This window comes from Bradyrhizobium sp. CAR08 (assembly GCF_052871955.1).
Genome location: NZ_JBIXJX010000003.1, coordinates 233688 through 255424, shown reverse-complemented (window position 1 = coordinate 255424; position 21737 = coordinate 233688). Strand labels below are relative to the sequence as shown.

Annotated in this window: 16 protein-coding genes; 10 read left to right on the top strand and 6 right to left on the bottom strand. The window is 66.1% G+C overall.

Annotated features, from left to right (window positions below; translation table 11 throughout):
• Window positions 1-17: 17 nt before the first annotated feature.
• The 10 genes from coaBC (at window position 18) to ACIPUD_RS08635 (ending at window position 15770) form a co-directional block, all read left to right on the top strand.
• Complete coding sequence (gene coaBC / locus ACIPUD_RS08680; RefSeq protein ID WP_446480391.1) at window positions 18-1478, top strand: bifunctional phosphopantothenoylcysteine decarboxylase/phosphopantothenate--cysteine ligase CoaBC; 1461 nt, start codon at window positions 18-20, stop codon at window positions 1476-1478.
• On the top strand, window positions 1475-1933 hold the full coding sequence (gene dut / locus ACIPUD_RS08675) for a dUTP diphosphatase (RefSeq protein ID WP_018455774.1): 459 nt from the start codon (window positions 1475-1477) through the stop codon (window positions 1931-1933). The genes coaBC and dut overlap by 4 nt, the downstream gene beginning before the upstream one ends.
• A 178-nt stretch (window positions 1934-2111) precedes the next feature.
• Window positions 2112-4616: a sensor histidine kinase gene (locus ACIPUD_RS08670; protein WP_018455773.1), complete on the top strand. Its 2505-nt coding sequence runs from the start codon at window positions 2112-2114 to the stop codon at window positions 4614-4616.
• Window positions 4613-6157 (top strand): tRNA (adenosine(37)-N6)-threonylcarbamoyltransferase complex ATPase subunit type 1 TsaE, encoded by a 1545-nt coding sequence (gene tsaE, locus ACIPUD_RS08665; RefSeq protein ID WP_446480390.1) that lies wholly within the window; start codon window positions 4613-4615, stop codon window positions 6155-6157. Before ACIPUD_RS08670 ends, tsaE begins: the two co-directional genes overlap by 4 nt.
• A 129-nt stretch (window positions 6158-6286) precedes the next feature.
• Window positions 6287-6604, top strand: a complete 318-nt coding sequence (locus ACIPUD_RS08660) for a PilZ domain-containing protein (RefSeq protein WP_018455771.1) — start codon at window positions 6287-6289, stop codon at window positions 6602-6604.
• A gap of 124 nt (window positions 6605-6728) precedes the next feature.
• Window positions 6729-7451 carry a nucleotidyltransferase family protein gene (locus ACIPUD_RS08655; RefSeq protein ID WP_018455770.1) on the top strand — a complete coding sequence of 241 codons (723 nt, stop codon included), beginning with the start codon at window positions 6729-6731 and terminating at the stop codon, window positions 7449-7451.
• 127 nt (window positions 7452-7578) lie between these two features.
• Window positions 7579-10725 (top strand): double-strand break repair protein AddB, encoded by a 3147-nt coding sequence (gene addB / locus ACIPUD_RS08650; RefSeq protein ID WP_446480389.1) that lies wholly within the window; start codon window positions 7579-7581, stop codon window positions 10723-10725.
• Entirely contained in the window at window positions 10719-14228 is a 3510-nt protein-coding gene (gene addA, locus ACIPUD_RS08645) for a double-strand break repair helicase AddA (protein ID WP_446480388.1), read from the top strand. The genes addB and addA overlap by 7 nt, the downstream gene beginning before the upstream one ends.
• Before the next feature lie 62 nt (window positions 14229-14290).
• On the top strand, window positions 14291-14611 hold the full coding sequence (gene trxA, locus ACIPUD_RS08640; protein ID WP_007598398.1) for a thioredoxin: 321 nt from the start codon (window positions 14291-14293) through the stop codon (window positions 14609-14611).
• A gap of 145 nt (window positions 14612-14756) precedes the next feature.
• Entirely contained in the window at window positions 14757-15770 is a 1014-nt protein-coding gene (locus ACIPUD_RS08635) for an ATP-dependent DNA ligase (RefSeq protein ID WP_018455767.1), read from the top strand.
• 9 nt (window positions 15771-15779) lie between these two features.
• On the opposite strand, the gene ACIPUD_RS08630 is transcribed toward ACIPUD_RS08635, so the two are convergent.
• The 6 genes from ACIPUD_RS08630 to ACIPUD_RS08605 form a co-directional block, all read right to left on the bottom strand.
• Window positions 15780-16520, bottom strand: a complete 741-nt coding sequence (locus tag ACIPUD_RS08630; protein WP_083926409.1) for a metallophosphoesterase family protein — start codon at window positions 16518-16520, stop codon at window positions 15780-15782.
• Window positions 16521-16551: 31 nt separating this feature from the next.
• Window positions 16552-17895, bottom strand: a complete 1344-nt coding sequence (locus tag ACIPUD_RS08625; protein WP_204513029.1) for a bifunctional folylpolyglutamate synthase/dihydrofolate synthase — start codon at window positions 17893-17895, stop codon at window positions 16552-16554.
• Window positions 17892-18833, bottom strand: a complete 942-nt coding sequence (accD, locus tag ACIPUD_RS08620) for an acetyl-CoA carboxylase, carboxyltransferase subunit beta (RefSeq protein WP_018455765.1) — start codon at window positions 18831-18833, stop codon at window positions 17892-17894. Before accD ends, ACIPUD_RS08625 begins: the two co-directional genes overlap by 4 nt.
• A 124-nt stretch (window positions 18834-18957) precedes the next feature.
• On the bottom strand, window positions 18958-19794 hold the full coding sequence (gene trpA, locus ACIPUD_RS08615; protein WP_085349901.1) for a tryptophan synthase subunit alpha: 837 nt from the start codon (window positions 19792-19794) through the stop codon (window positions 18958-18960).
• Window positions 19791-21008 (bottom strand): tryptophan synthase subunit beta, encoded by a 1218-nt coding sequence (trpB, locus tag ACIPUD_RS08610; protein ID WP_446480387.1) that lies wholly within the window; start codon window positions 21006-21008, stop codon window positions 19791-19793. The genes trpA and trpB overlap by 4 nt, the downstream gene beginning before the upstream one ends.
• Window positions 21005-21676 carry a phosphoribosylanthranilate isomerase gene (locus tag ACIPUD_RS08605; RefSeq protein WP_018455762.1) on the bottom strand — a complete coding sequence of 224 codons (672 nt, stop codon included), beginning with the start codon at window positions 21674-21676 and terminating at the stop codon, window positions 21005-21007. The genes trpB and ACIPUD_RS08605 overlap by 4 nt, the downstream gene beginning before the upstream one ends.
• Window positions 21677-21737 lie beyond the last annotated feature (61 nt).

Genomic DNA, 21737 nt, shown 5'->3' with positions numbered 1-21737 from the left:
TGTGCTGGAGGGGCGTCATGGCGAGCCTGACCATTCGCAAGCTCGATGAAGGCATCAAAACTTACCTTAGGCTGCGCTCGGCCAGGAACCGCAGGTCGGTCGAGGAAGAGGTCCGGGTCATCCTCGGCGAGCTGATCGAGGGCCGCGAGGAGCCCCTGACGCCGTTCACGGCGCCGCCCGCGGCTTCCGCCACCCCCACGCCCCAGCGCAGCGGCGCCCTCCCCGAGGCCAACGTCACCCTGATCATCGGCGGCGGGATCGCGGCCTACAAATCGCTCGACCTGATCCGCAGGCTCAAGGAGCGGCGGATCGAGGTCCGCTGCGTGCTGACCAAGGCGGCGCAACAATTCGTCACGGCATTGGCCGTGAGCGCGCTCTCGCATGAGCGCGTCCACACCGACCTGTTCGATCCCGAGAGCGAGTTCGACGCCGGTCATATCCGGCTGGCGCGCGAGTGCGACCTGATCGTGGTGGCGCCTGCGACCGCGGATTTGATGGCCAAGATGGCCAACGGCCATGCCGACGATCTCGCCAGCGCCATCCTGCTTGCGACCAACCGCAAGGTCCTGCTCGCGCCGGCGATGAACCCGCTGATGTGGAACAACGCGGCGACGCGGCGCAACGTCGCGCAACTTCAACGCGACGGCGTGATGCTGATCGGGCCGAATTCCGGCGAGATGGCGGAAGCCGGTGAAGCCGGCATCGGTCGCATGTCCGAGGCGATCGAAATTGCGGCTGCCACCGAGCGACTGCTGCGGCCGCCGGTGCCGCGCCCCCTCGCCGGCAAGCGCGTGCTGATCACGGCTGGTCCGACCCACGAGCCGATCGATCCGGTGCGCTACATCGCCAACCGATCCTCCGGTAAGCAGGGCTTTGCGATCGCCGCCGCGGCACAGGCCGCGGGCGCCGAGGTAATCCTGGTCAGCGGCCCGGTCGATCTCAGCGATCCCCAGGGCGTGACAGTCAAGCATGTGGAATCGGCACGGCAGATGCTGGAGCAGGTGCGGGCCGCGCTCCCCGCTGACATCGCGATCTTCGCCGCCGCCGTCGCCGACTGGCGGGTCGCCAATGAAGGCGAGCAGAAGCTGAAGAAGACTTCGGCCGGCATGCCGCCGCTCCAGCTGGTCGAAAACCCCGACATCCTCGCGACGATCTCCAAGCTGACCGACCAGCGGCCGCCACTGGTGATCGGCTTTGCCGCCGAGACCGAGCACCTCATCGACAACGCCAAGTCGAAGCTTGCCCGCAAGGGCTGCGACTGGATTGTCGCCAACGACGTCTCCCCCGCAACCGGGGTGATGGGCGGAGACCGCAACACCGTGCACCTCATCAGCAAGAGCGGTGAGAAGAACGATGAGAAGGATGGCGAGATTGCAGTTGATTCCTGGCCGGCGATGACCAAGGAACAGGTCGCCATTCGATTGGTCGCGCATATCGCAAAGAGCGTGACCGGCAAATCCCGGGAGCCCGCATCTTGAGCACCAAAGTCACCGTCGAACTGCAACGCCTGCCCCATGCGGAGGGGCTGCCGCTGCCGGCCTATCAGACCAATGATGCCGCCGGTCTCGACCTGATGGCGGCGGTGCCCGAGAACGAGCCGCTGACGCTCGCGTCCGGCCAATACGCGCTGGTGCCGACGGGACTCGCGATCGCGTTGCCGCCCGGCTACGAGGCGCAGGTGCGGCCGCGCTCCGGGCTTGCGGCCAAGCACGGCGTCACCGTGCTGAACTCACCGGGCACGATCGACGCGGACTATCGCGGCGAGATCAAGGTGATCCTGATCAACCACGGCCAGACCGCCTTCGTGGTCAAGCGCGGCGAGCGCATCGCGCAGATGGTGATTGCGCCAATGGTGCAGGCCGCGCTGGTTCCCGTGTCGACATTGTCCGCGACCGATCGCGGGACCAGCGGATTCGGCTCGACCGGCCGCTAACACACCGAATCACCCGAGGAATTACGCGAATTGGAACACCGCCTTCGGCATTTTTTTGGGACCGCCGTTGCGTTCACGATCTGGACTCTTACCGGTGGAGTCACGGTGAGGGTATTGTCGTTTGATTCGCGCGCGACGGGGGTCGCCGCGCGCAAATTCGTGCGATCTTGGGGCAACTATGTCAGGCGTGATCGTGTCGATGCGTCGGACGCTGCTGTCGTGCACATCGCTGGTGCGCAACGGCTTGTTGGGAAGCGCTCTCGCGGCGCTGCTGCCGGCTGCGCCGGCTGAGGCCGCCGACCTCGTCGACACACTCTCAACGTTGCTGGATTTCAACCGGCAGGAGCTCGCGGTGCTGGCCACCGCGCTGGCCTTGCTCGGCTTCTCGGTGGTCGCCGCGATCCTCCTGATGCGCACGCGCGTGCGCACGGCGAAGAACGAGGCGCGGCTGCGCGCCCGGATCGGGGAACTCCAGCTCCAGGCCGACCGCTTCGGCGCATTGCTGTTCGCCGAGCCGCAGATCCTGATCTCTTGGCCGGCCGGCGACAATCGCGCGCAGATCTCCGGTGACATCTCCATGGTGCTGCCGCGCGACTCCTCTCCGCAGCGCGTGCTCGCGTTTGGAACCTGGTTGCCGCCGGAACCGGCGCTGCAGATGGATCACGCCGTCGATGCGCTGCGCGACCGCGGCGACGGGTTCCAGCTGACGCTCACCACCGCGCATGGCCACACGCTGGAGGCTATCGGCCGCGCCATCGGTGGCCAAGCCATCGTCAGGATTCGCGAACTCTCGGGGCTCCGCCGCGATCTGGCCGAGACCAATCTGCGTTACAAGGCACTTTCCGACGAGACGGAGATGTTGCGCGGCTTCGCGACCGCCGCCCCCTGGCCGATCTGGGCCAAGGGCGAGAACGGCGCGCTGGCTTATGCCAATCCCGCCTATGTCCGTGCGACCGAGGCGGCGAGCATCACCGACGCCCAGGAGCGCAAGCTCGAGCTGCTCGACAGCGCCGACCGCACCGCGATGGAGCGGGGACTGAAGGAAGCGGCCAATTTCACCTCGCGGCTGCCGATCGTGATCGGCGGCGAGCGGCGCATCTATGATGTGCGCGCCGTCAATGTCGGTGGCGGCAATGTCGGCGTTGCCATCGATGCCAGCGAGGCGGATGCCTTGAGCTCGGCGCTGGTGCGGATGGCGGAGGCGCATCGCCGTACGCTGGACCAGCTCTCCTCGGGCGTTGCCGTGTTCGATGGCCAGCGCCGGCTTGCCTTCTACAATGATTCCTACCGCCAGCTGTGGGACCTCGACCGCACCTTTCTCGACGCCAACCCCGATGATTCCAGCGTGCTCGACAAGCTTCGCGCCGCGCGCAAATTGCCGGAGCAGCCGGACTTCCGCGCCTGGAAGGCCAAGCTGCACGAGGCTTATCGGGCGGTCGAGGCCGCCAAGGACACCTGGTATCTGCCCGATGGGCGCGCGCTCTCCGTCGTCACCACGCCGAATCCCGAGGGCGGCGTCACCTATCTGTTCGACGACGTCACCGAGAGCCTGGAGCTCGCCCGCCGCTTCGACGGCATGATCCGGGTCCAGCGTGAGACGCTGGATAGCCTCGCCGAGGGCGTTGCGGTGTTCGGCAGCAATGGCAGGGCGCAGCTGTTCAACCCGGCGTTCGTCCGGATGTGGAAGCTGTCCGCTGACGCCATGCGCGACGAGCCGCACATCCAGACGGTCGAGGGCTGGTGCCATCAGCTGTTCGACGACGCGATCGTTTGGCGGCAGATCCGCGAGGCCGTCACCTCGATCGAGAGCCGCGCCGACATTCCGCTGAAGCTTGAGCGCAAGGACGGCAGCGTGCTCGACGGCATGATCCGGCCGCTGCACGACGGCGCCACGATGCTGACGTTCCAGGACATCACCGACACCGAGAACGTCGAGCGCGCTCTGCGCGAGCGCAACGAGGCGCTGGAGGCGGCCGACCAGATGAAGGTGGATTTCGTCCACCACGTCTCCTACGAGCTGCGCTCGCCGCTCACCACCATCATCGGCTTTGCGCATTTCCTCAGCGATCCCTCGACCGGGCCGCTGACCCCGAAACAGGCCGAATATCTCGACTACGTCACCAAATCGACCAATGCGCTGCTGGCGCTGACCAACAACATCCTGGATCTCGCCACCATCGACGCCGGTGCCATGAAGCTGGAACTCGGCCCGGTCGACGTCAGCAAGACCATCGAGCTCGCCGCCGAGGGTCTTCAGGACCGGCTCGCCACCGACCGCATCCGCCTCAAGGTCGAGATCGCGCCCGATGTCGGCAGCTTCACCGGCGACGAGAAGCGCGTGGTGCAGGTGCTCTATAATCTCCTCGCCAACGCCGTCGGGTTTTCTCCACCGGATTCCACCGTCGGCATCAGCGCCCGCCGCACCGAACGCAGTGTGGTCTTCACTGTGACAGATTCCGGGCCTGGAATACCTGCCGACATGAAGGACAAGGTGTTCAACTGGTTCGAGAGCCGCTCGCAAGGCTCGCGTCATCGCGGCGCCGGGCTCGGCCTGTCGCTGGTGCGCTCCTTCGTCGAGTTGCATGGCGGCAATATCCGGGTGGATTCGATCGTGGGCAGGGGCACGGTCGTGATCTGTGACTTCCCGACCGACCAGGCGGCGCATCGCGACGCCGCCGAATGACTGCGCCAACCACATTCGCCGTCGCGCTCCGCAACGAGACAGCCACTGCGCAACTAGTGGCCGACCTCGCGCTGCTGGTCGGCCCCGGCGATGTCATCACGCTCACCGGCGATCTCGGGGCCGGCAAGACCGCGGCGGCGCGGGCCATGATCCGCTACCTCGCCGGCGACGATGCACTGGAAGTGCCGAGCCCGACCTTCACGCTGGTGCAGGGCTACGAGCTGCCACCGTTCCCGGTGATGCATGCCGACCTCTACCGCGTCGAGGACGAGAGCGAGCTCGAAGAGATCGGGCTGTCGCCGCTGCCGGAAGCAACCCTCGTCCTGATCGAATGGCCGGAGCGCGCGCCGTCGGCGATGCCTCAAGACCGCATCGACATCGCGCTGACGCACCGGCCGGCGCTGGGCTCGAATGCACGCGCCGCCGACATCACCGGCCATGGCAAGGCTGCCGCCATCGTCGCGCGGCTGCAGGCGCTGCGCGAATTCCTCGATGCATCCGGCTACATGGAGGCAACGCGCAAACGCATGGCGGGCGACGCCTCGACGCGCTCCTATGCGCGGCTGCAGCGCGACGACGAGATCGTCATCCTCATGAATTCGCCGCAGCGCCCCGATGGTGCTGCGATGTACAACGGAAAATCCTACAGCGCCGCGGTGCATCTCGCCGAAAACATCAAACCCTTCGTCGCCATCGACGAGGGCCTGCGCGCGCAGGGAATCTCGGCGCCCGCGATCCATCATTCCGACCTCGACCACGGGTTCCTGATCAGCGAAGACTTCGGCACCGAAGGCGTGATCGAGGGCGATCCGCCGCGCCCGATCGCCGAACGCTACCAAGCCGCGGCCGATCTGCTGGCCGTGCTGCACGGCAAGACGCTGCCGCAAACGCTGCCGCTCGGGCGGCAGACCTACGCCATTCCCGTCTTCGATATCGAGGCGCTGCTGATCGAAATCGGCTTGATGCCGGAATGGTACCTGCCTGATCGCAACGCGCCGCTGGACGACGCGAAGCGCGCCGAATTTTTCGCCATGTGGCGCGAGTTGCTGCAGAAGGCGCAGGCCGCGCCGAAGACCTGGATCATCCGCGATTATCACTCGCCGAATCTGATCTGGCTCAGCAATCGCACCGGCATCGAACGCGTCGGCGTGATCGATTTCCAGGACACCGTGCTGGGGCCGCAATCCTACGACGTGGTGTCGCTGCTCCAGGACGCCCGCATCGACGTGCCCGAGGCGATCGAGCTGACGCTGCTGTCGCGCTACATCAAGGCGCGCCGCGCCAGCGAGGCGAGCTTCGATGCGGCCGGCTTCGCCGAGCTCTACGCCATCATGTCGGCGCAGCGGAACACGCGTCTGCTCGGCACCTTTGCCCGCCTCAACCGCCGCGACGGCAAGCCGCATTATCTGCGTCACCAGCCGCGGATCTGGACCTATCTCCAGCGCTCCCTGGCGCATCCCACGCTCGCCCATCTGCGCGACTGGTATCTCGCCAACGTCCCGCCGCCCCAAAGGCAGGCCCAAGGCCCGGCCCAAGGCTGAGGCCCAAGGCGGAAAAGGCTAGTAGGGGCTGAAAAGGCTGATTCAGGGCTCGATTTACCGGCTGTTAGCCAAGACGCCGGTAACCTGGCGGCGGAGCAGCCGGATGATTACGGGGCTGGAGCAGGGCAGATGGCGGTGAAGACGGACCAGCGCGGCAACAGCCGGGTTGTTTTCGAGCGCGGGATCGCGGCCCAGATGATGGGTATCGACGGCACCTGGCGGCGCGATTGCACCATGGAGGACGTCTCCGACAGCGGCGCCAAATTGACCATCGACGGCTCAGTCGAAGGCCTGCATCTGAAGGAGTTTTTTCTGCTGCTGTCGTCCACCGGACTTGCGTACCGACGCTGCGAGCTCGCCTGGGTGAATGGTGACCAGATCGGCGTCAACTTTCTCAAGCTCGGTGACAAGAAGAAAAAGGCGCGGTCAACGTCCATCGGGGCGTAACGGCAACACCTGTCGTACAAGCGTCACGGCAGGTGGTTAAGGCGGTTAAGACGCGGTGCGGTCGGTCGAACCTCATGTTAGGATTGCTGCGAACGCGAGATCAGTAGGTCTGAGAAAGCGAAGGATGCCCGTCAAACCGACCAAAGCCATGGTGCTCGCCGCAGGGTTCGGCCTGCGCATGCGTCCGTTGACGGACAAGATGCCGAAACCGATGGTTCCGGTGGCCGGCCAGCCGCTGCTCGACCATGTGCTCGACAAGCTCGGTCGGGCCGGCGTGAGCGAGGCGGTGGTCAACGTGCATTACCTGCCGGACCAGATCATCGATCACACCGCATCCCGCCAGCATCCGCGCGTGACCATCTCGGACGAGCGCGACCAGGTGCTCGGCACCGGCGGCGGCGTGGTCAAGGCACTGCCGCTGCTCGGGGACGCACCGTTCTTTCACGTCAATTCCGACACGCTGTGGATCGACGGCGTACGCTCCAACCTGACGCGGCTCGCCGAAAACTTTGATCCCGCGCGGATGGACATTTTGCTGCTGATGGCGCCGACGGCGACCAGCATCGGCTATAGCGGCCGCGGCGATTACGGCATGCTGGCCGACGGTGCCCTGCGCAAGCGCAAGGAAAAAGAGGTCGTTCCGTTCGTCTATGCCGGCGCTGCGATTTTGTCGCCGTCGATCTTCGCCGATGCCCCCGCGGGCGAGTTCTCGCTGACCAAGATGTTCGATCGTGCCAACGAGCAGGAGCGGCTGTTCGGCCTTCGCCTCGACGGCGTCTGGATGCATGTCGGCACGCCTGATGCCGTGCACGCGGCGGAAGAGGCGTTTCTGGAGAGCGTGGCGTAGGGCTGCGCCATTGTCCCCTACGGCACCTGTTCTGGTCCGGCAAACAGCGGGGACTATCCCACCTCCGCCCATGACCATTTGACTCCGCCTCCCTATATTGGCGCCTGATTCCCGAATCAGGCAGCTCATGCGCGTTTTCAGCGTTCCCATCTCAGTTCCGTTCCTGCGCACCGTCGTCTCAGGCTTGCTCGACGGCCGGCTGGTCGAGGGCTTTGAGGCACGCAAGGAGCCGGCACGGCTGGCGGATGCCACGCTGTACCTGCCGACACGGCGCGCCATGCGCGTCGTCCGCGAGATCTTCCTCGACGAGATGAAGGCGGAGGCTGTCGTGCTGCCGCGGATCGTCGCGCTCGGCGACATCGACGAGGATGAGCTCGCTTTCGCCGATGAGGGCGAACAGTTTTCCGGCGCAACGCCGCTCGACATTCCGCCGCGGCTCGGCGAGCTCGAACGGCGGCTGACACTGGCGCCACTCGTCGCGGCCTGGGCCAAGGGTCCGGTGCTGTCTCCGCTGGTCGTCGGCGGCCCCGCGTCGACGCTGGCACTGGCGTCCGATCTCGCGCGGCTGATCGACGACATGGTCACGCGCGGCGTCGACTGGAGCGCGCTCGATGGCCTCGTGCCCGATATGCTCGACCGCTACTGGCAGCATTCGCTCGAATTCCTGCGCATCGCGCGCATCGCCTGGCCCGGTCATCTCGCCGAAATCAAACGCATCGAACCCGCTGCCCGCCGCGACCTCCTGATCAATGCCGAAGCCAGGCGGCTGACCGTGCATCGCCATGGCCCCGTGATCGCGGCCGGTTCGACCGGCTCGATGCCGGCCACGGCAAGATTTCTCCACGCAGTCGCTTCGCTGCCGCATGGCGCCGTGGTGCTGCCCGGCCTCGACACTGATCTCGATGACGATGCCTGGCGCAGCATCGGCGGCGTCCGCGATGCGCTCGGCAAGTTCGCGGAGCATCCGGTCTCGAACCATCCGCAATATGCCATGCACGCGCTGCTGGATCGCTTTGGCATCAAGCGCAGCGACGTCGATATCCTCAAGCCTCCGGCGGAAGGCGGTCGCGATCTGCTCGCCTCCGAATCGATGCGGCCATCGGCCAAGACCGAGATCTGGCACGATCGGTTGAAGCAGCCGGATGTGGCCTTAAAGATCACCGGCGGTATGAAGAACCTCGCGGTTGTCGAAGCTCCCAACCCTGAAATGGAAGCGCTCGCCATCGCCATTGCGATGCGCGAGGCGCGGCACCTCGACAAATCCGCCGCACTTGTCACGCCCGATCGCGCCCTGGCGCGGCGGGTGATGGCCGCGCTGACCCGGTGGGATCTCGCATTCGACGATTCCGGCGGCGACGTCCTGATGGAAACCTCCGCCGGCGTCTTTGCCCGACTGACAGCTGAGGCTGCGACCAAGGGACTGGAGCCGCCGACGCTGCTCGCAATGTTGAAGCATCCGCTATGCCGGCTCGGCCGGGCCCCTGGCGCATGGAAGGCTGCGATCGAAGGCCTGGAGCTCGCCTTGTTGCGCGGCACGCGCCCGCCTGCAGGCACCGCCGGCCTCTTGCGCGAATTCAATCGCTTTCGCGAGGAGCTGGCCAAGCTGTGGCGCAGCGAAGTCTCCGCGCTGCATAAGGCCGAGCCGCGCGCACGTCTCAAGGCGGAAGACCTCGATCGCATCCAGGCGCTGATCGATGCCTTACGACAAGCCTTGGCGCCGATCGAGAGTCTTGCGTCATCAAAACCGTATGACTTCGCCGAACTCGCGCATCGGCATCGCGAGATCATGATCGAGCTGTCGCGCGACGAGCAGGGCATTTCCGTGGCCTTCGAGGACCGCGAGGGCCTCGCGCTCGCGAGCGCCTTCGACGATCTCCTGCGCGGCGGCACGACCAGCGGACTGATGGTCACGCTGCCCGACTACGCAGACGTGTTCCAGACCGCGTTCAGCGATCGCGCGGTGCGGCGGCGGGACAGGCCAGGCGCGCGGCTCCAGATCTACGGACCGCTGGAATCACGCCTGATGCAGGCCGACCGCATCATCGTCGGCGGGCTGATCGAGGGGGTCTGGCCACCGGCGCCGCGCATCGATCCGTGGCTGAGCCGGCCGATGCGGCACCAGCTGGGCCTCGATCTGCCGGAACGCCGTATCGGCCTCTCCGCGCATGATTTTGCGCAACTGCTGGGCGGCGACGAGGTCATCCTCACCCACTCCGCCAAGGCTGGCGGTGCCCCGGCGGTTGCCTCGCGCTTCCTGCACCGGTTGGAGGCGGTCGCGGGCGATGCGCACTGGAAGGCCGCGATTCGCGCGGGCGAGAAATACGTGCAGTTCGCAGCCGCGCTGGACCAGCCCGACGAGGTGAGGCCGATCAAGCAGCCCGAGCCGCGACCGCCACGCGCGACCCGGCCGCTCAGGATGTCTGTGACTGGGATCGAGGACTGGCTGCGCGATCCCTATACGATCTACGCAAAACACATTTTGCGGCTCGACGCGCTCGATCCGGTCGACATGCCGCTGTCGGCCGCCGACCGCGGCTCGGCGATCCACGATGCGCTCGGAGAGTTCACGGAACGCTACGCCACCGATCTGCCCGACGATCCGGCGCGCGTGCTGCGCGCGATCGGCGAAAAATACTTTGAGCCGCTGATGGAGCGACCCGAGGCGCGGGCGCTGTGGTGGCCGCGCTTCCAGCGCATCGCACGCTGGTTCGGCGAATGGGAGACGGCGCGGCGCGACGCGATCGAGGCGATCGCCGCGGAAACTCGCGGCGAGATCTCGATCCCGCTCGACCATGGGCGCAGCTTCCGTCTCTCCGCGCGCGCCGACCGCATCGAACGGCGCCGGGGCGGCGGCTACGCCATCCTCGACTACAAGACCGGCCAGCCACCGACCGGCAAGCAGGTCCGCATGGGCCTGTCGCCGCAGCTCACGCTGGAAGCCGCGATCCTGCGCGAGGGTGGTTTTCCCGACATCGATGCCGGCGCGTCCGTGAGCCAGCTCGTCTATGTTCGCCTGAGCGGCAACAATCCGCCGGGCGAAGAACGCATTCTCGAACTCAAGTTCAAGCAGGGCGACGAGCCGCAGCCGCCGGACACCGCGGCTGCCGAGGCCAGGGCCAAGCTCGAGGCGCTGATCCGCGCCTTCGAGGACGAGAACCAGCCCTATACCTCGTTGAACCTGCCGATGTGGACCAATCGCTACGGCGCCTATGACGATCTCGCCCGGATCAAGGAATGGTCCGCGGCCGGTGGATTGGGGATCGAGGAATGGTGAAGGCACCGCGCCCCATCCCGGATGAGGTGCGCGCCAGGCAAGCGCGCGCATCGGACCCGTCCGCGTCGGCCTTCGTGTCGGCCAATGCCGGCTCGGGCAAGACGCATGTGCTGGTGCAGCGCGTGATCCGCCTGCTGCTCGCGGGCGTGCCGCCGGAAAAGATCCTCTGCATTACCTTCACCAAGGCGGCTGCCGCCAACATGGCCGAGCGCGTGTTCACCACGCTCGGGCATTGGGTGACGCTCGACGACACGGCACTCGATGCGGCGATCCGCGCGGTCGGCATCCCGCATCCCACTGCAAAATTGCGGCGCGACGCACGAAAGCTGTTCGCCTGTGCGCTGGAGACGCCGGGCGGGCTCAAGGTGCAGACCATCCACGCGCTGTGCACGCGTTTGCTCCAGCAGTTTCCGTTCGAGGCCAATGTCCCCGCGCGCTTCGCCGTGATCGACGAGCGCGACCAGACCGACATGATGGAACGCGCCAATCTGAAGGTGCTGCTGGAGGCCGCGCGCGACCCAGACAGCGTGACCGGCCGCGCGCTGCTGACCGCGATGGCGAGCGCCGCCGATGTCACCTTCAAGGAGGTGGTGCGCGAGGCTTGCCTGAGCCGCGATCACTTCATGGCCTGGACCGATGAAGCCGGCAGCGCGGAGCTGGCTGCCGTGCAGATGGCAGCGGCGCTGGGGGTGGACGCGAACGATCGCATCGAGGACGTCGAGACGGAGATTGTCGACGGTCCGTTCCTGCCGCGATCGCGCTGGAACGAGATCGCCTTTGCGCTGGAGGACGGCAGCAAGTCCGACAACGACCAGGCCTGCCGGCTTCGCGAGGCAAAGGTCTTTTCCGGCGCCGCGCAGGTCGATGCCTATCTCAGCGTTTTCCTCACCGACGAAAAGCTGCCGCGCAAGGCGGTGCTGACCAAGAAGTTTTGCGATCACAACCCGTCCGTCGCCCGCCTGTTCGAGAACGAGGCGCAGCGCGTCGCCGGATTGGTCGAGACGCGCCGTGCGGTGACCATGCGCGACCGCACCGCGGCCCTGCTGCATATCGCGACCGCGGCTGCCGCAAACTACCGCCGCGAGAAGCAGGAGCGCGGGCTGCTTGACTATGACGACCTCATCGACAAGACGCTGGCGATGCTCGATCGCGTTTCCTCGGGCTGGGTGCATTACAAGCTCGACCGCGGCGTCGATCACGTGCTGATCGACGAAGCCCAGGACACAAGTCCGCGGCAGTGGGACATCGTCGCGCACATCATCTCGGAGTTCACCGCCGGCGAAGGTGCGCGCGAGGGCCTGAACCGCACCGTCTTCGCTGTCGGCGACGAGAAGCAGTCGATCTTCTCGTTCCAGGGCGCCCAGCCCCGGGAATTCGATGCACGCCGGCGCGAACTGCACCGCAAGTTCACGGCGGCCGGACTGAAATTCGATCCGGTCGCCTTCACCTATTCGTTCCGCTCCGGCGCCGCGATCCTGCATTCGGTCGACCACGTCTTCCGCGAGCCCGCGATCTACAAGAGCATCCATTCGCTCGAGACCGGTCATCCCCTGCACAATGCACTCGGCGATGCCGGCCCCAGCGTGATCGAGCTGTGGGACCTTGCGGAAGCCGACGACAGGCAGGAAATCGAGGGCTGGCGCGCGCCGTTCGACGGCGTCGCCGCCACCAGCCCCGAGGTGAAGCTCGCGCGCCGGATCCAAACCGAGATCAAGCGGCTGGTCGAGAGCGGCACGCTGACCGGGCACGAAGGCGAGCGGCGTCCCTTGCGCTATGGCGACATGCTGATCCTGGTGCGCCGGCGCGGCAATGCGTTCGATGCCGTGATCCAGGCGCTGAAGCATGCCAACGTTCCGGTCGCGGGCGCCGATCGGCTCAAGCTCACCGAGCACATCGGAATCATCGACCTGATGAACCTTGCCGATGCGCTGCTGCTGCCGCAGGACGATCTCGCGCTCGCGGTCGCGCTGAAGAGCCCGCTGTTCGGGCTCGATGACGACGATCTGTTCCAGCTGGCCCATGACCGCAAGGGATCGCTGCGCCGCGCGCTTGGCGAGCATGCCACGACAAGCGAGACATTCGCTGCGGCGTTGCGAGGCCTCGAAGCCTGCGAAACGCGGGCGCGCGAGGAGACGCCGTTCGCCTTTTACGCCTGGTTGCTCGGGGGAGACGGCGGACGCGCGCGCATGCTGCGCCGGCTCGGTCATGAGGCCAATGACGCGCTCGATGAGTTCCTGGAGCTGGCGCTGAACTACGAGCGCAAGGCGCCCGCCTCGCTGCAGGGTTTCATGGCCTGGCTGCGCTCGGCCGATACCGAGGTGAAGCGCGACATGGAGATCTCCCGCGATGAGGTGCGGGTGATGACCGTGCACGGCGCCAAGGGCCTGGAGGCCTCGGTCGTGTTCATGGTCGACACTACATCGTCGCCAGCGGATTCGCAGCGGCTGCGGCTGATCCATGTCCCGCGCGGCAATGGCGGCGAGGTGGTGGTCTGGGCCGGACGCAAGGCGGATGATCCCAAACCCGTCGTCGAGGCGCGCAAGGCGATGCTCGAGGAGACCGAGGACGAATATCGCCGCCTGCTCTACGTCGCGATGACGCGCGCCGCCGACCGGCTCATCGTCGGCGGCTGCATGCCCGGCAACATGAAGACGGTTCGCAAGCTGAGCTGGTACGATCTGGTCGACACCGGGCTCGCCGGCTCGGGCCTGACGAAAGAGACGATCGAGACGCCGCTGGGAAAGGCGACGCGCTTCTCCCGGCCGGAGGATGTCGTGGCGCTGGGCACGCCCGCGGCCTCGTTGGACCAGGCGACCGCGCTCCCGGACTGGCTGCGGACGCCGGCACCGCGCGACACCATCGACGACGATCCGGTGCGCCCCTCCGGCCAGCCGTCCGGGGACGGCCGCGCCGTGCCGTCGGGCGAATCAGTGCAGTCCCGCGCGCTCGCGCTGCAACGCGGCACGCTGGTGCACCGGCTATTGCAATCGCTCCCCGACATCGCCACTGAGCGCCGACGCGAGGCCGCGCTCGGCTTCATGGCGCGCAACGCGGCGGATTGGGCGGAGGCCGACCGGACCGCGCTGGCCGACAAGGTGCTCGGCTTGATCGCCGAGCCACGGTTTGCGCCCGTGTTTGCGGCCGGCAGCCGGGCGGAGGTCGCGATCGTCGGCCGGCTGGAACGGCCGGGCCACGCCCGGGCGCTGGTGTCGGGGCAGATCGACCGGTTGGTCGTTCGGCCGGATGAGGTCCTGATCGTCGATTTCAAGACCAATCAGGCGGCTCCCAGGAGCGCCGATGCGGCGCCCGCCGCCTATGTCCGGCAGCTTGCGCTCTATCGGGCGGTGCTATCGCGGCTTTATCCCCAAAAGCCTGTCCGCGCCGTCCTGCTTTGGACCGAGGCCCTTGAATATATGGAGATTTCGGCTCCCGCGCTGGACGCGGCGCTGGCATCTCTTCATCTCGGTGTGAGCGTCCTTGACCCGGCAAGGAGCCATTCATAGGTTGACGCCATGATCTTGGCGCGATTCCCGTCGCGCCGTTCTCTCAGGTACGAGGTACTCCCATGGCCGTTGGTAAGGTTTCTGACACCGATTTCGAAGCCGAAGTGCTCAAGGCAAACGGCCCCGTGGTCGTCGATTTCTGGGCCGAATGGTGCGGCCCCTGCCGCATGATCGCACCCGCGCTCGACGAGATCGCCGGCGCGATGGGCGACAAGGTCAAGATCGTGAAGCTCAACGTCGACGAGAGCCCGAAGACCGCGTCGAAATATGGCGTGATGTCGATCCCGACCCTGATGATCTTCAAGGGCGGCGAGATGGCCTCCCGCCAGGTCGGCGCGGCGCCGAAGGCGAAGCTGCAGCAGTGGATCACTTCCGCGGTCTGATCCGCCGCGCGCAAGATTATTTTTGGAAACGGCCGGCGAAAGTCGGCCGTTTCGCGTTGATGGGACATGTCCAGCGTATGATGAGTCCCGCCTGTTGCCTCCTCCTCCCGCAAAACGCGCGCGAAAGTCGGACCCCCTCGTGGCGATGGAGGCGCGCTCGGTCGACGCGATCCCGCGCGGCAAGGAGTGGCAATACGAGCCGAAATGGGATGGCTTTCGTTGCCTGCTCTCGCGCAACGGCGGCAGCATTGATCTGCGCTCGAAATCCGGTGAAGACCTTGCGCGTTATTTCCCCGAGATCGTCGCCGCGGCGCTGAAGCTGAAGGCGGATCGCTTCACCCTCGACGGCGAGATCGTCGTGCCGCACGGCAAGGGGTTTTCCTTCGACGCGCTGCTGCAACGCATTCACCCTGCGGCGAGCCGCGTGAAGAAACTCTCGGAGGAGACGCCGGCGCTCTATCTCGCCTTCGATCTGCTTGCGACGGCCAGGGAGAAGCAGCTTGCCGGGCAACCGCTGAGGGAGCGGCGACCGGCGCTGGAAGCGTTTGCCAAGGCGAATCTGAAAAGCAGCATCTTCCGCCTCTCACCGGCGACGACGAGCTACGCCCTTGCGAAAAAGTGGCTGGCGCAATCCGGCGGCGGCTCGGACGGCGTCATCGCCAAGCGCGTCGACCTGCCCTACCAGGCGGGAAATCGCGACGGCATGCAGAAGATCAAGAAATTCCGCAGCGCCGATTGCGTGGTCGGCGGTTTCCGCTATGCGACCAACAAGATCGCCGGCCGGAGCGTGGTCGGTTCGCTGCTGCTCGGGCTTTACGATGACGATGGTCTCCTGCACCATGTCGGCTTCACCTCGGCGATCAAAGCGGCGGAAAAGCCTGACCTGACCGATCGGCTTGAGGCATTGATCGGCGAGCCCGGCTTCACCGGCAACGCGCCGGGCGGCCCCAGCCGCTGGTCCACCGAGCGCTCGGCGAAGTGGTGTCCGCTCAAGCCGAAGCTGGTGATCGAGGTCTGCTATGACCATTTCAGCGGCGACCGCTTTCGCCACGGCACCTCGATCCTGCGCTGGCGCCTCGACAAGGCCCCGCGGCAATGCAGCTTCGAGCAGCTGAAGCAGAAGGCGGTGGATCCGATGAAGCTGCTAAAACAGCCGTAGCCGTAGCCGCTAGGCAAGCCATCCCGTCGCCAGCGCGTTCGCCAACTCCGGCTGGCCGTTGCGGCGAGCGAGCGTGGCCATCGCCTCGTGATCATAGACCACATGGCGGAACGTGACCTGCCAGGCACCATCGGTTAGCTCAAGGATCGCATAGCGCGCGTGCGGCGTGCCGGCCTCGACGACATGCGGGAACGGATGCTTGTCACGGAAGCCCGGGCCGCCCACGCTGCCGGGATTGACGATCAGCCTTCCGTCGCGAAGTCGCACGGCACGGGCGAGATGGGTGTGGGCGCACAGGATCAGCGATTGCGTGATGCCTTGCGCAAATTTCTCGATGCGATCGAGCGGCGACAGCGCCACCGCGCCGTCGGGATGCACGGTATCGAGCCAATAGACTTCGTCATTGTCGGGCGTCGCGTGGCAGAGGAACACCTGATCGCGAAAGACGCGCGTCATCGGCTGCGCGCGCAGCCAGTCGAGTTGCGCGGCATTGAGCGCGGCATGGGCCGGGCGATCCCACGAGCCCATCTTCTCGGGCGGACGGTCGAGCAGATAGCGGTCATGATTGCCGAGCACGTGCACGGCATCGAGCTGCATCAGGATTTCGATGGTCCGGCGCGCATCGAGCGGGCCGCTCAGCATGTCGCCGAGATTGACGATCTCGGAGACGCCTTGCGCGCGGATGTCGGCGAGCACAGCTTCCAGCGCCAGGTAATTTCCGTGGACGTCGGCAATCGCGGCAAAACGCATGGGTCTTCCCGTAGCTCGGATGGAGCGAAGACTATACAGGAGGCGTGCCGTTGATGGCGAGCACGTGGCCGGCGAGATAGAGCGAGCCGGTGATCAGAATGCGCGGCGGCACTTCGTAGGCGAGCTTCGCCAAGGCGCGCAGTGCGGCCTCCACGCCGGGCGCGGGCTCGACGCGCATGCCGAGGCTGCGGGCGGCATCCGTAAGGCGGTCGACCGGCATCGCGTTGTCGGTGTCGGGAATCGGCACTGCGATGATGTGACGGGTCAGACCGGCGAAATTGGCGAGAAAGCCTTTCGCGTCCTTGTTGGCCATCATGCCCACGATCACGACCAGCGGCCGCGACACCCGCTCTTCGAGATCGCCGAGCGCGGCCGCCGCGACGCGGCCGCCTTCCGCATTGTGGCCGCCGTCGAGCCAGATCTCCGAGCCCTGCGGGCCGAGAGCGAGCAGCTCGCCCGAAGCGATGCGCTGCATCCGCGCCGGCCATTCCGCACCGACGATCCCCGCCTCGAACGCCGCCTGGTTGATCTTGAAGGCGTTGGTGGCCCGCAACGTCGCGATGGCGAGACCGGCATTGTCGAACTGGTGCCGGCCGAACAGGCGCGGCGCTGTGAGATCCATCAAGCCGCGCTCATCGGAATAAACCAGCCGCCCGTTCTCGACATTGACATGCCAGCTCTCGCCCGCGGCAAACAACGGCGCGCGCATGCGCCTGGCCTGCGCCTCGATCACGGCCATCGCCTCAGCCGGCTGCTCGGCGCAAACCACGGGCACGCCACGCTTGATGATCCCAGCCTTTTCGCCCGCGATCGACGTCAAGGTGTCACCGAGGAAATCCATGTGGTCCATGCTGACAGGCGTGATCACGCAGGCCGCCGGCGCGTCAACCACATTGGTTGAATCAAGCCGACCGCCAAGGCCGACCTCCAGCAGAACCACATCGGCCGGGTTCCGCGCGAACAGATGAAATGCAGCCGCCGTCTTGAGCTCGAACACGGTGGCCGGCTCGCCGGCATTGACACGCTCGACCTCTTCCAGTGCCGCGCGCAACTCGTCGTCGCCGACCAGCACGCCGCCCCCGACGCGGCCGAGCCGGAAGCATTCGTTGATGCGAACGAGATAGGGTGAAGTGTAAGCGTGGACGCGCAGGTTAGCTGCCTCCAGCGTCGCGCGCAGATAAGCGAGCGTCGAGCCCTTGCCGTTGGTACCGGCGATGTGGATCACCGGCGGCAGCTTGCGCTCGGGATGACCGAGCCGCTCGAACAGGCGGTGCATCCGCTCCAGCCCGAGATCGATGCGTTTCTGGTGCAGGGCCGACAGCCGCCCGATCAATTCGTCGAGCGGCGGCTTTGCGCGGTCGGAGGAAGCGTTCACGCGTGCGGCGCGGCCGGCGCCGTTTCGGGAGCCGATACAATCTGCGCCGGACTGACGACCGGCTGCACCGGCTTTGACGCGGTCTCAAGCGCCGGCGCCCTGGTCAACAGTCGGCAGAGCCGCGCCAGGGTCGGGCGCAATTCGTGGCGATGCACGACCATGTCGATCATGCCGTGCTCCTTGAGGTATTCGGCGCGCTGAAACCCCTCGGGGAGTTTTTCGCGGATGGTCTGCTCGATCACGCGCGCGCCGGCAAAACCGATCAGCGCACCGGGCTCGGCAATCTGCACGTCGCCGAGCATCGCATAGGACGCAGTGACGCCGCCGGTGGTCGGGTTGGTCAGCACGACGATGTAGGGCTGTTTTGCTTCACGCAGCATCTGCACCGCGACCGTGGTGCGCGGCATCTGCATCAGCGACAAGATGCCTTCCTGCATGCGCGCGCCACCACTGGCGGCGAACACGATGAAGGGTGACTTCTTCTCGACCGCGAGCTCGAGCCCGCGCACGATGGCTTCGCCCGCGGCCATGCCGAGCGAGCCGCCCATGAAGTCGAAATCCTGCACCGCGACGACGACGGCGGCACCTTCGAGCTTGCCGTAGCCGACCTTGATCGCGTCGTTCAGATTGGTCCGCGCGCGGGCATCCTTGATGCGATCGACGTACTTCTTCTCGTCACGGAACTTGAGCGGATCGGGCGTGACGTCAGGCAGCGCGACGTCGTACCAGGTCTCATTGTCGAAAATCGACTTCAGACGCGCCACCGCATTCATGCGCATATGATAGTTCGAGCCGGGGATGACGAACTGGTTGGCCTCGACGTCCTTGTAGAACACGAGCTGTCCGGAATCCGGGCACTTGATCCACAGATTCTCCGGCGTCTCCCGCCGCAGCATGTTGCGGATCTTCGGCCGGACCACATTGGTAAGCCAGTTCATGGTTTGCTCCGATGTGCGATCCCGCCTGGGGACCACCTGAAGGGATATATGGCGGCCGGGACCCGGCCCGGCAAGCCGCCGTATCGTCCGCCTTGCTCGTCGGACTTGGCAGCGGAATTAAGGCCTATTCCGCCGCCTGTTGCGCGCCCTTGACGCCCTGGGCCAGTGCCGCCGTCAGCTCGGCGACGGCGTTGACGGTTTTGGCCGTCGCGCGCCCTTCCGCATCGAGGCTGTTCTTGAGCGCATCGACCAGCGCGGTGCCGACTACCGAGCCATTGGCCTTTTCGGCAATGGCGCGCGCCGCCTCCGGCGTGCGGATGCCGAAACCGACGCATATCGGGAGCTTGGTATGCCGCTTGATGCGCGCGACCGCGTCGCCGACGGCATTGGCGTCCGCCTCCGCTGCACCGGTGATGCCGGCGATAGAGACATAGTAGACAAAGCCTGACGTGTTCGCGAGCACGGCCGGCAGGCGCTTGTCGTCGGTGGTCGGGGTCGCGAGGCGGATGAAATTGAGGCCGGCCTTCATCGCGGGCAGGCAGAGCTCGTCGTCCTCTTCCGGCGGCAGGTCGACGATGATGAGGCCGTCGATGCCGGCACTCTTCGCATCACCTAAGAACTTGTCGACGCCATAGATGTAGATCGGGTTGTAGTAGCCCATCAGCACGATCGGCGTGGCATTGTCGTCCTTGCGGAAGCCGCGCACGAGATCGAGCGTCTTCTTCAGCGTCATGCCGGCCTTAAGCGCGCGCAGGCCTGCCGCCTGGATCGACGGACCGTCGGCCATCGGATCGGTGAAGGGCATACCGAGCTCGATCACATCGGCGCCCGCCTTCGGCAGCGCCTTGATGATCTCGAGCGAGGTGGCCGGATCGGGATCGCCGGCCATCACGAAAGTGACGAAGGCCGCGCGGCCGGCTTTCTTCAGCTCGGCGAAACGGGTGTCGATACGCGTGGTCACTTGCTCTTGCCCCTCAGGATGTCGCCGACCTGCGGGACGTCCTTGTCGCCGCGGCCGGAGAGGTTGACGACCATCAGGTGATCTTTGGTCCGCTTCGGCGCGAGCTCCATCACCTTGGCGATGGCATGTGCCGGTTCGAGCGCGGGGATGATGCCTTCCAGCTTTGACAGCAACTGGAACGCTGCGAGGGCCTCGTCGTCGGTCGCGGAGAGATAGTTCACGCGGCCGATCTCGTGCAGCCAGGAGTGCTCGGGGCCGATGCCGGGATAGTCGAGCCCGGCGGAGATCGAATGCGCGTCCTGGATCTGGCCGTCGGCGTCCATCAGGAGATAGGTGCGGTTGCCGTGCAGCACGCCGGGACGACCGCCCGCAATCGATGCCGCATGCAGTTGCGTCAGCCCGTGGCCGGCAGCTTCGACGCCGAAGATCTCGACGGTGGAATCGTCGAGGAAGGGATGAAACAGGCCCATCGCGTTGGAGCCGCCGCCGATACAGGCGACCAGCGAATCCGGCAGGCGGCCTTCGATCTCCTGCATCTGCACCTTGGTCTCGTTGCCGATGATCGACTGGAAGTCGCGGACCAGCGTCGGATAGGGATGCGGACCCGCGACCGTGCCGATGCAGTAGAAGGTGTTGTGCACGTTGGTGACCCAGTCGCGCAGCGCCTCGTTCATGGCATCCTTCAGCGTGCGCGTGCCCGACTGCACTGGAATGACCGTTGCGCCCAACATCTCCATGCGGATGACGTTGGGCTGCTGCCGCTCGACGTCGACGGCGCCCATATAGACGATGCATTCCAGGCCGAAGCGCGCACACAGCGTCGCGGTGGCGACACCGTGCTGGCCGGCGCCGGTCTCGGCGATGATGCGCTTCTTGCCCATGCGTCGCGCCAGCATGATCTGGCCGAGCACGTTGTTCACCTTGTGCGAGCCGGTGTGGTTGAGCTCTTCGCGCTTGAGGTAGATCTTGGCGCCGCCCAGATGCTCGGTCAGACGCTCGGCGAAATAGAGCGGCGAGGGCCGGCCGACATAATTCTTGAGATAGCCGTTCATCTCGATCTGGAAGGCCGGATCGGCCTTGGCCTCGGTGTAGGCTTTCTCCAGATCGAGGATCAGCGGCATCAGGGTTTCGGCAACGAAGCGTCCGCCGAAGATGCCGAAATGGCCGCGCTCGTCGGGGCCGCTGCGATAGGAATTGGGTTTTGCAACATTCATCGGACGCTCAACTCTTGACTTGCATCTTGGCTTGCGCGCGCGGCGCGAATGAAGGCCTTGATCATCTCGGGGTCCTTCACGCCCGGGGCGCTCTCGACACCGGAGGAGACGTCGACGCCACCGGCCCGGGTGACGCGAACGGCTTCGGCGACGTTGTCGGCGCTGAGGCCGCCCGAGACCATATACGGCAACGCGAGCTCCAGGTTTCCGAGCAGATGCCAATCGAATGGTGCGCCGAGGCCGCCTGGCCGCGTTGCGTCCTTCGGTGCGCGCGCATCGAACAGGATGCGTTCGGCTATCTCGGCGTAACCGGGCAGCACGGCGAGATCGGCTGACGTTGCGACCGGCACGACCTTCATCACCGGACGACCGACCCGTTGCCTGATGTCGCGCAGCCGGGCCACGCTCTCCGTGCCATGAAGCTGGAAAATGTCCGGCGACAGCGCGTCCATGATGTTGTCGAGCGTGGCATCGTCGGCATCGACGGTGAGCGCGACCTTGAGCGCGCGCCGCTTCACCTGCCGGCCGAGCTCCCGGCCGGCTTCCAGCGACAAATGTCGAGGCGACGGCGGGAAGAAAACAAAGCCCACCATGTCGGCACCCGCCTCGAGCGCCGTTTCGAGCGTCTCGGGCGTGGACAGGCCGCAGATTTTGACGAGCAAGGACATGTTCTCGACGGATATGGGCTCAAAGCAAATGGAGGGCCGCGGGTCCGCGGCCGGAAAACGG

Bases quoted from the DNA above. Each gene is read 5' to 3' on its own strand.
- addA (WP_446480388.1), top strand. From the start codon at position 10,719: ATGGTGAAGGCACCGCGCCCCATCCCGGATGAGGTGCGCGCCAGGCAA.
- trpB (WP_446480387.1), bottom strand. From the start codon at position 21,008: ATGAATGTTGCAAAACCCAATTCCTATCGCAGCGGCCCCGACGAGCGC.
- tsaE (WP_446480390.1), top strand. From the start codon at position 4,613: ATGACTGCGCCAACCACATTCGCCGTCGCGCTCCGCAACGAGACAGCC.
- ACIPUD_RS08670 (WP_018455773.1), top strand. From the start codon at position 2,112: ATGTCAGGCGTGATCGTGTCGATGCGTCGGACGCTGCTGTCGTGCACA.
- ACIPUD_RS08655 (WP_018455770.1), top strand. From the start codon at position 6,729: ATGCCCGTCAAACCGACCAAAGCCATGGTGCTCGCCGCAGGGTTCGGC.
- ACIPUD_RS08630 (WP_083926409.1), bottom strand. From the start codon at position 16,520: ATGCGTTTTGCCGCGATTGCCGACGTCCACGGAAATTACCTGGCGCTG.
- trxA (WP_007598398.1), top strand. From the start codon at position 14,291: ATGGCCGTTGGTAAGGTTTCTGACACCGATTTCGAAGCCGAAGTGCTC.
- ACIPUD_RS08605 (WP_018455762.1), bottom strand. From the start codon at position 21,676: ATGTCCTTGCTCGTCAAAATCTGCGGCCTGTCCACGCCCGAGACGCTC.
- coaBC (WP_446480391.1), top strand. From the start codon at position 18: ATGGCGAGCCTGACCATTCGCAAGCTCGATGAAGGCATCAAAACTTAC.
- ACIPUD_RS08635 (WP_018455767.1), top strand. From the start codon at position 14,757: ATGGAGGCGCGCTCGGTCGACGCGATCCCGCGCGGCAAGGAGTGGCAA.
- ACIPUD_RS08660 (WP_018455771.1), top strand. From the start codon at position 6,287: ATGGCGGTGAAGACGGACCAGCGCGGCAACAGCCGGGTTGTTTTCGAG.
- accD (WP_018455765.1), bottom strand. From the start codon at position 18,833: ATGAACTGGCTTACCAATGTGGTCCGGCCGAAGATCCGCAACATGCTG.
- addB (WP_446480389.1), top strand. From the start codon at position 7,579: ATGCGCGTTTTCAGCGTTCCCATCTCAGTTCCGTTCCTGCGCACCGTC.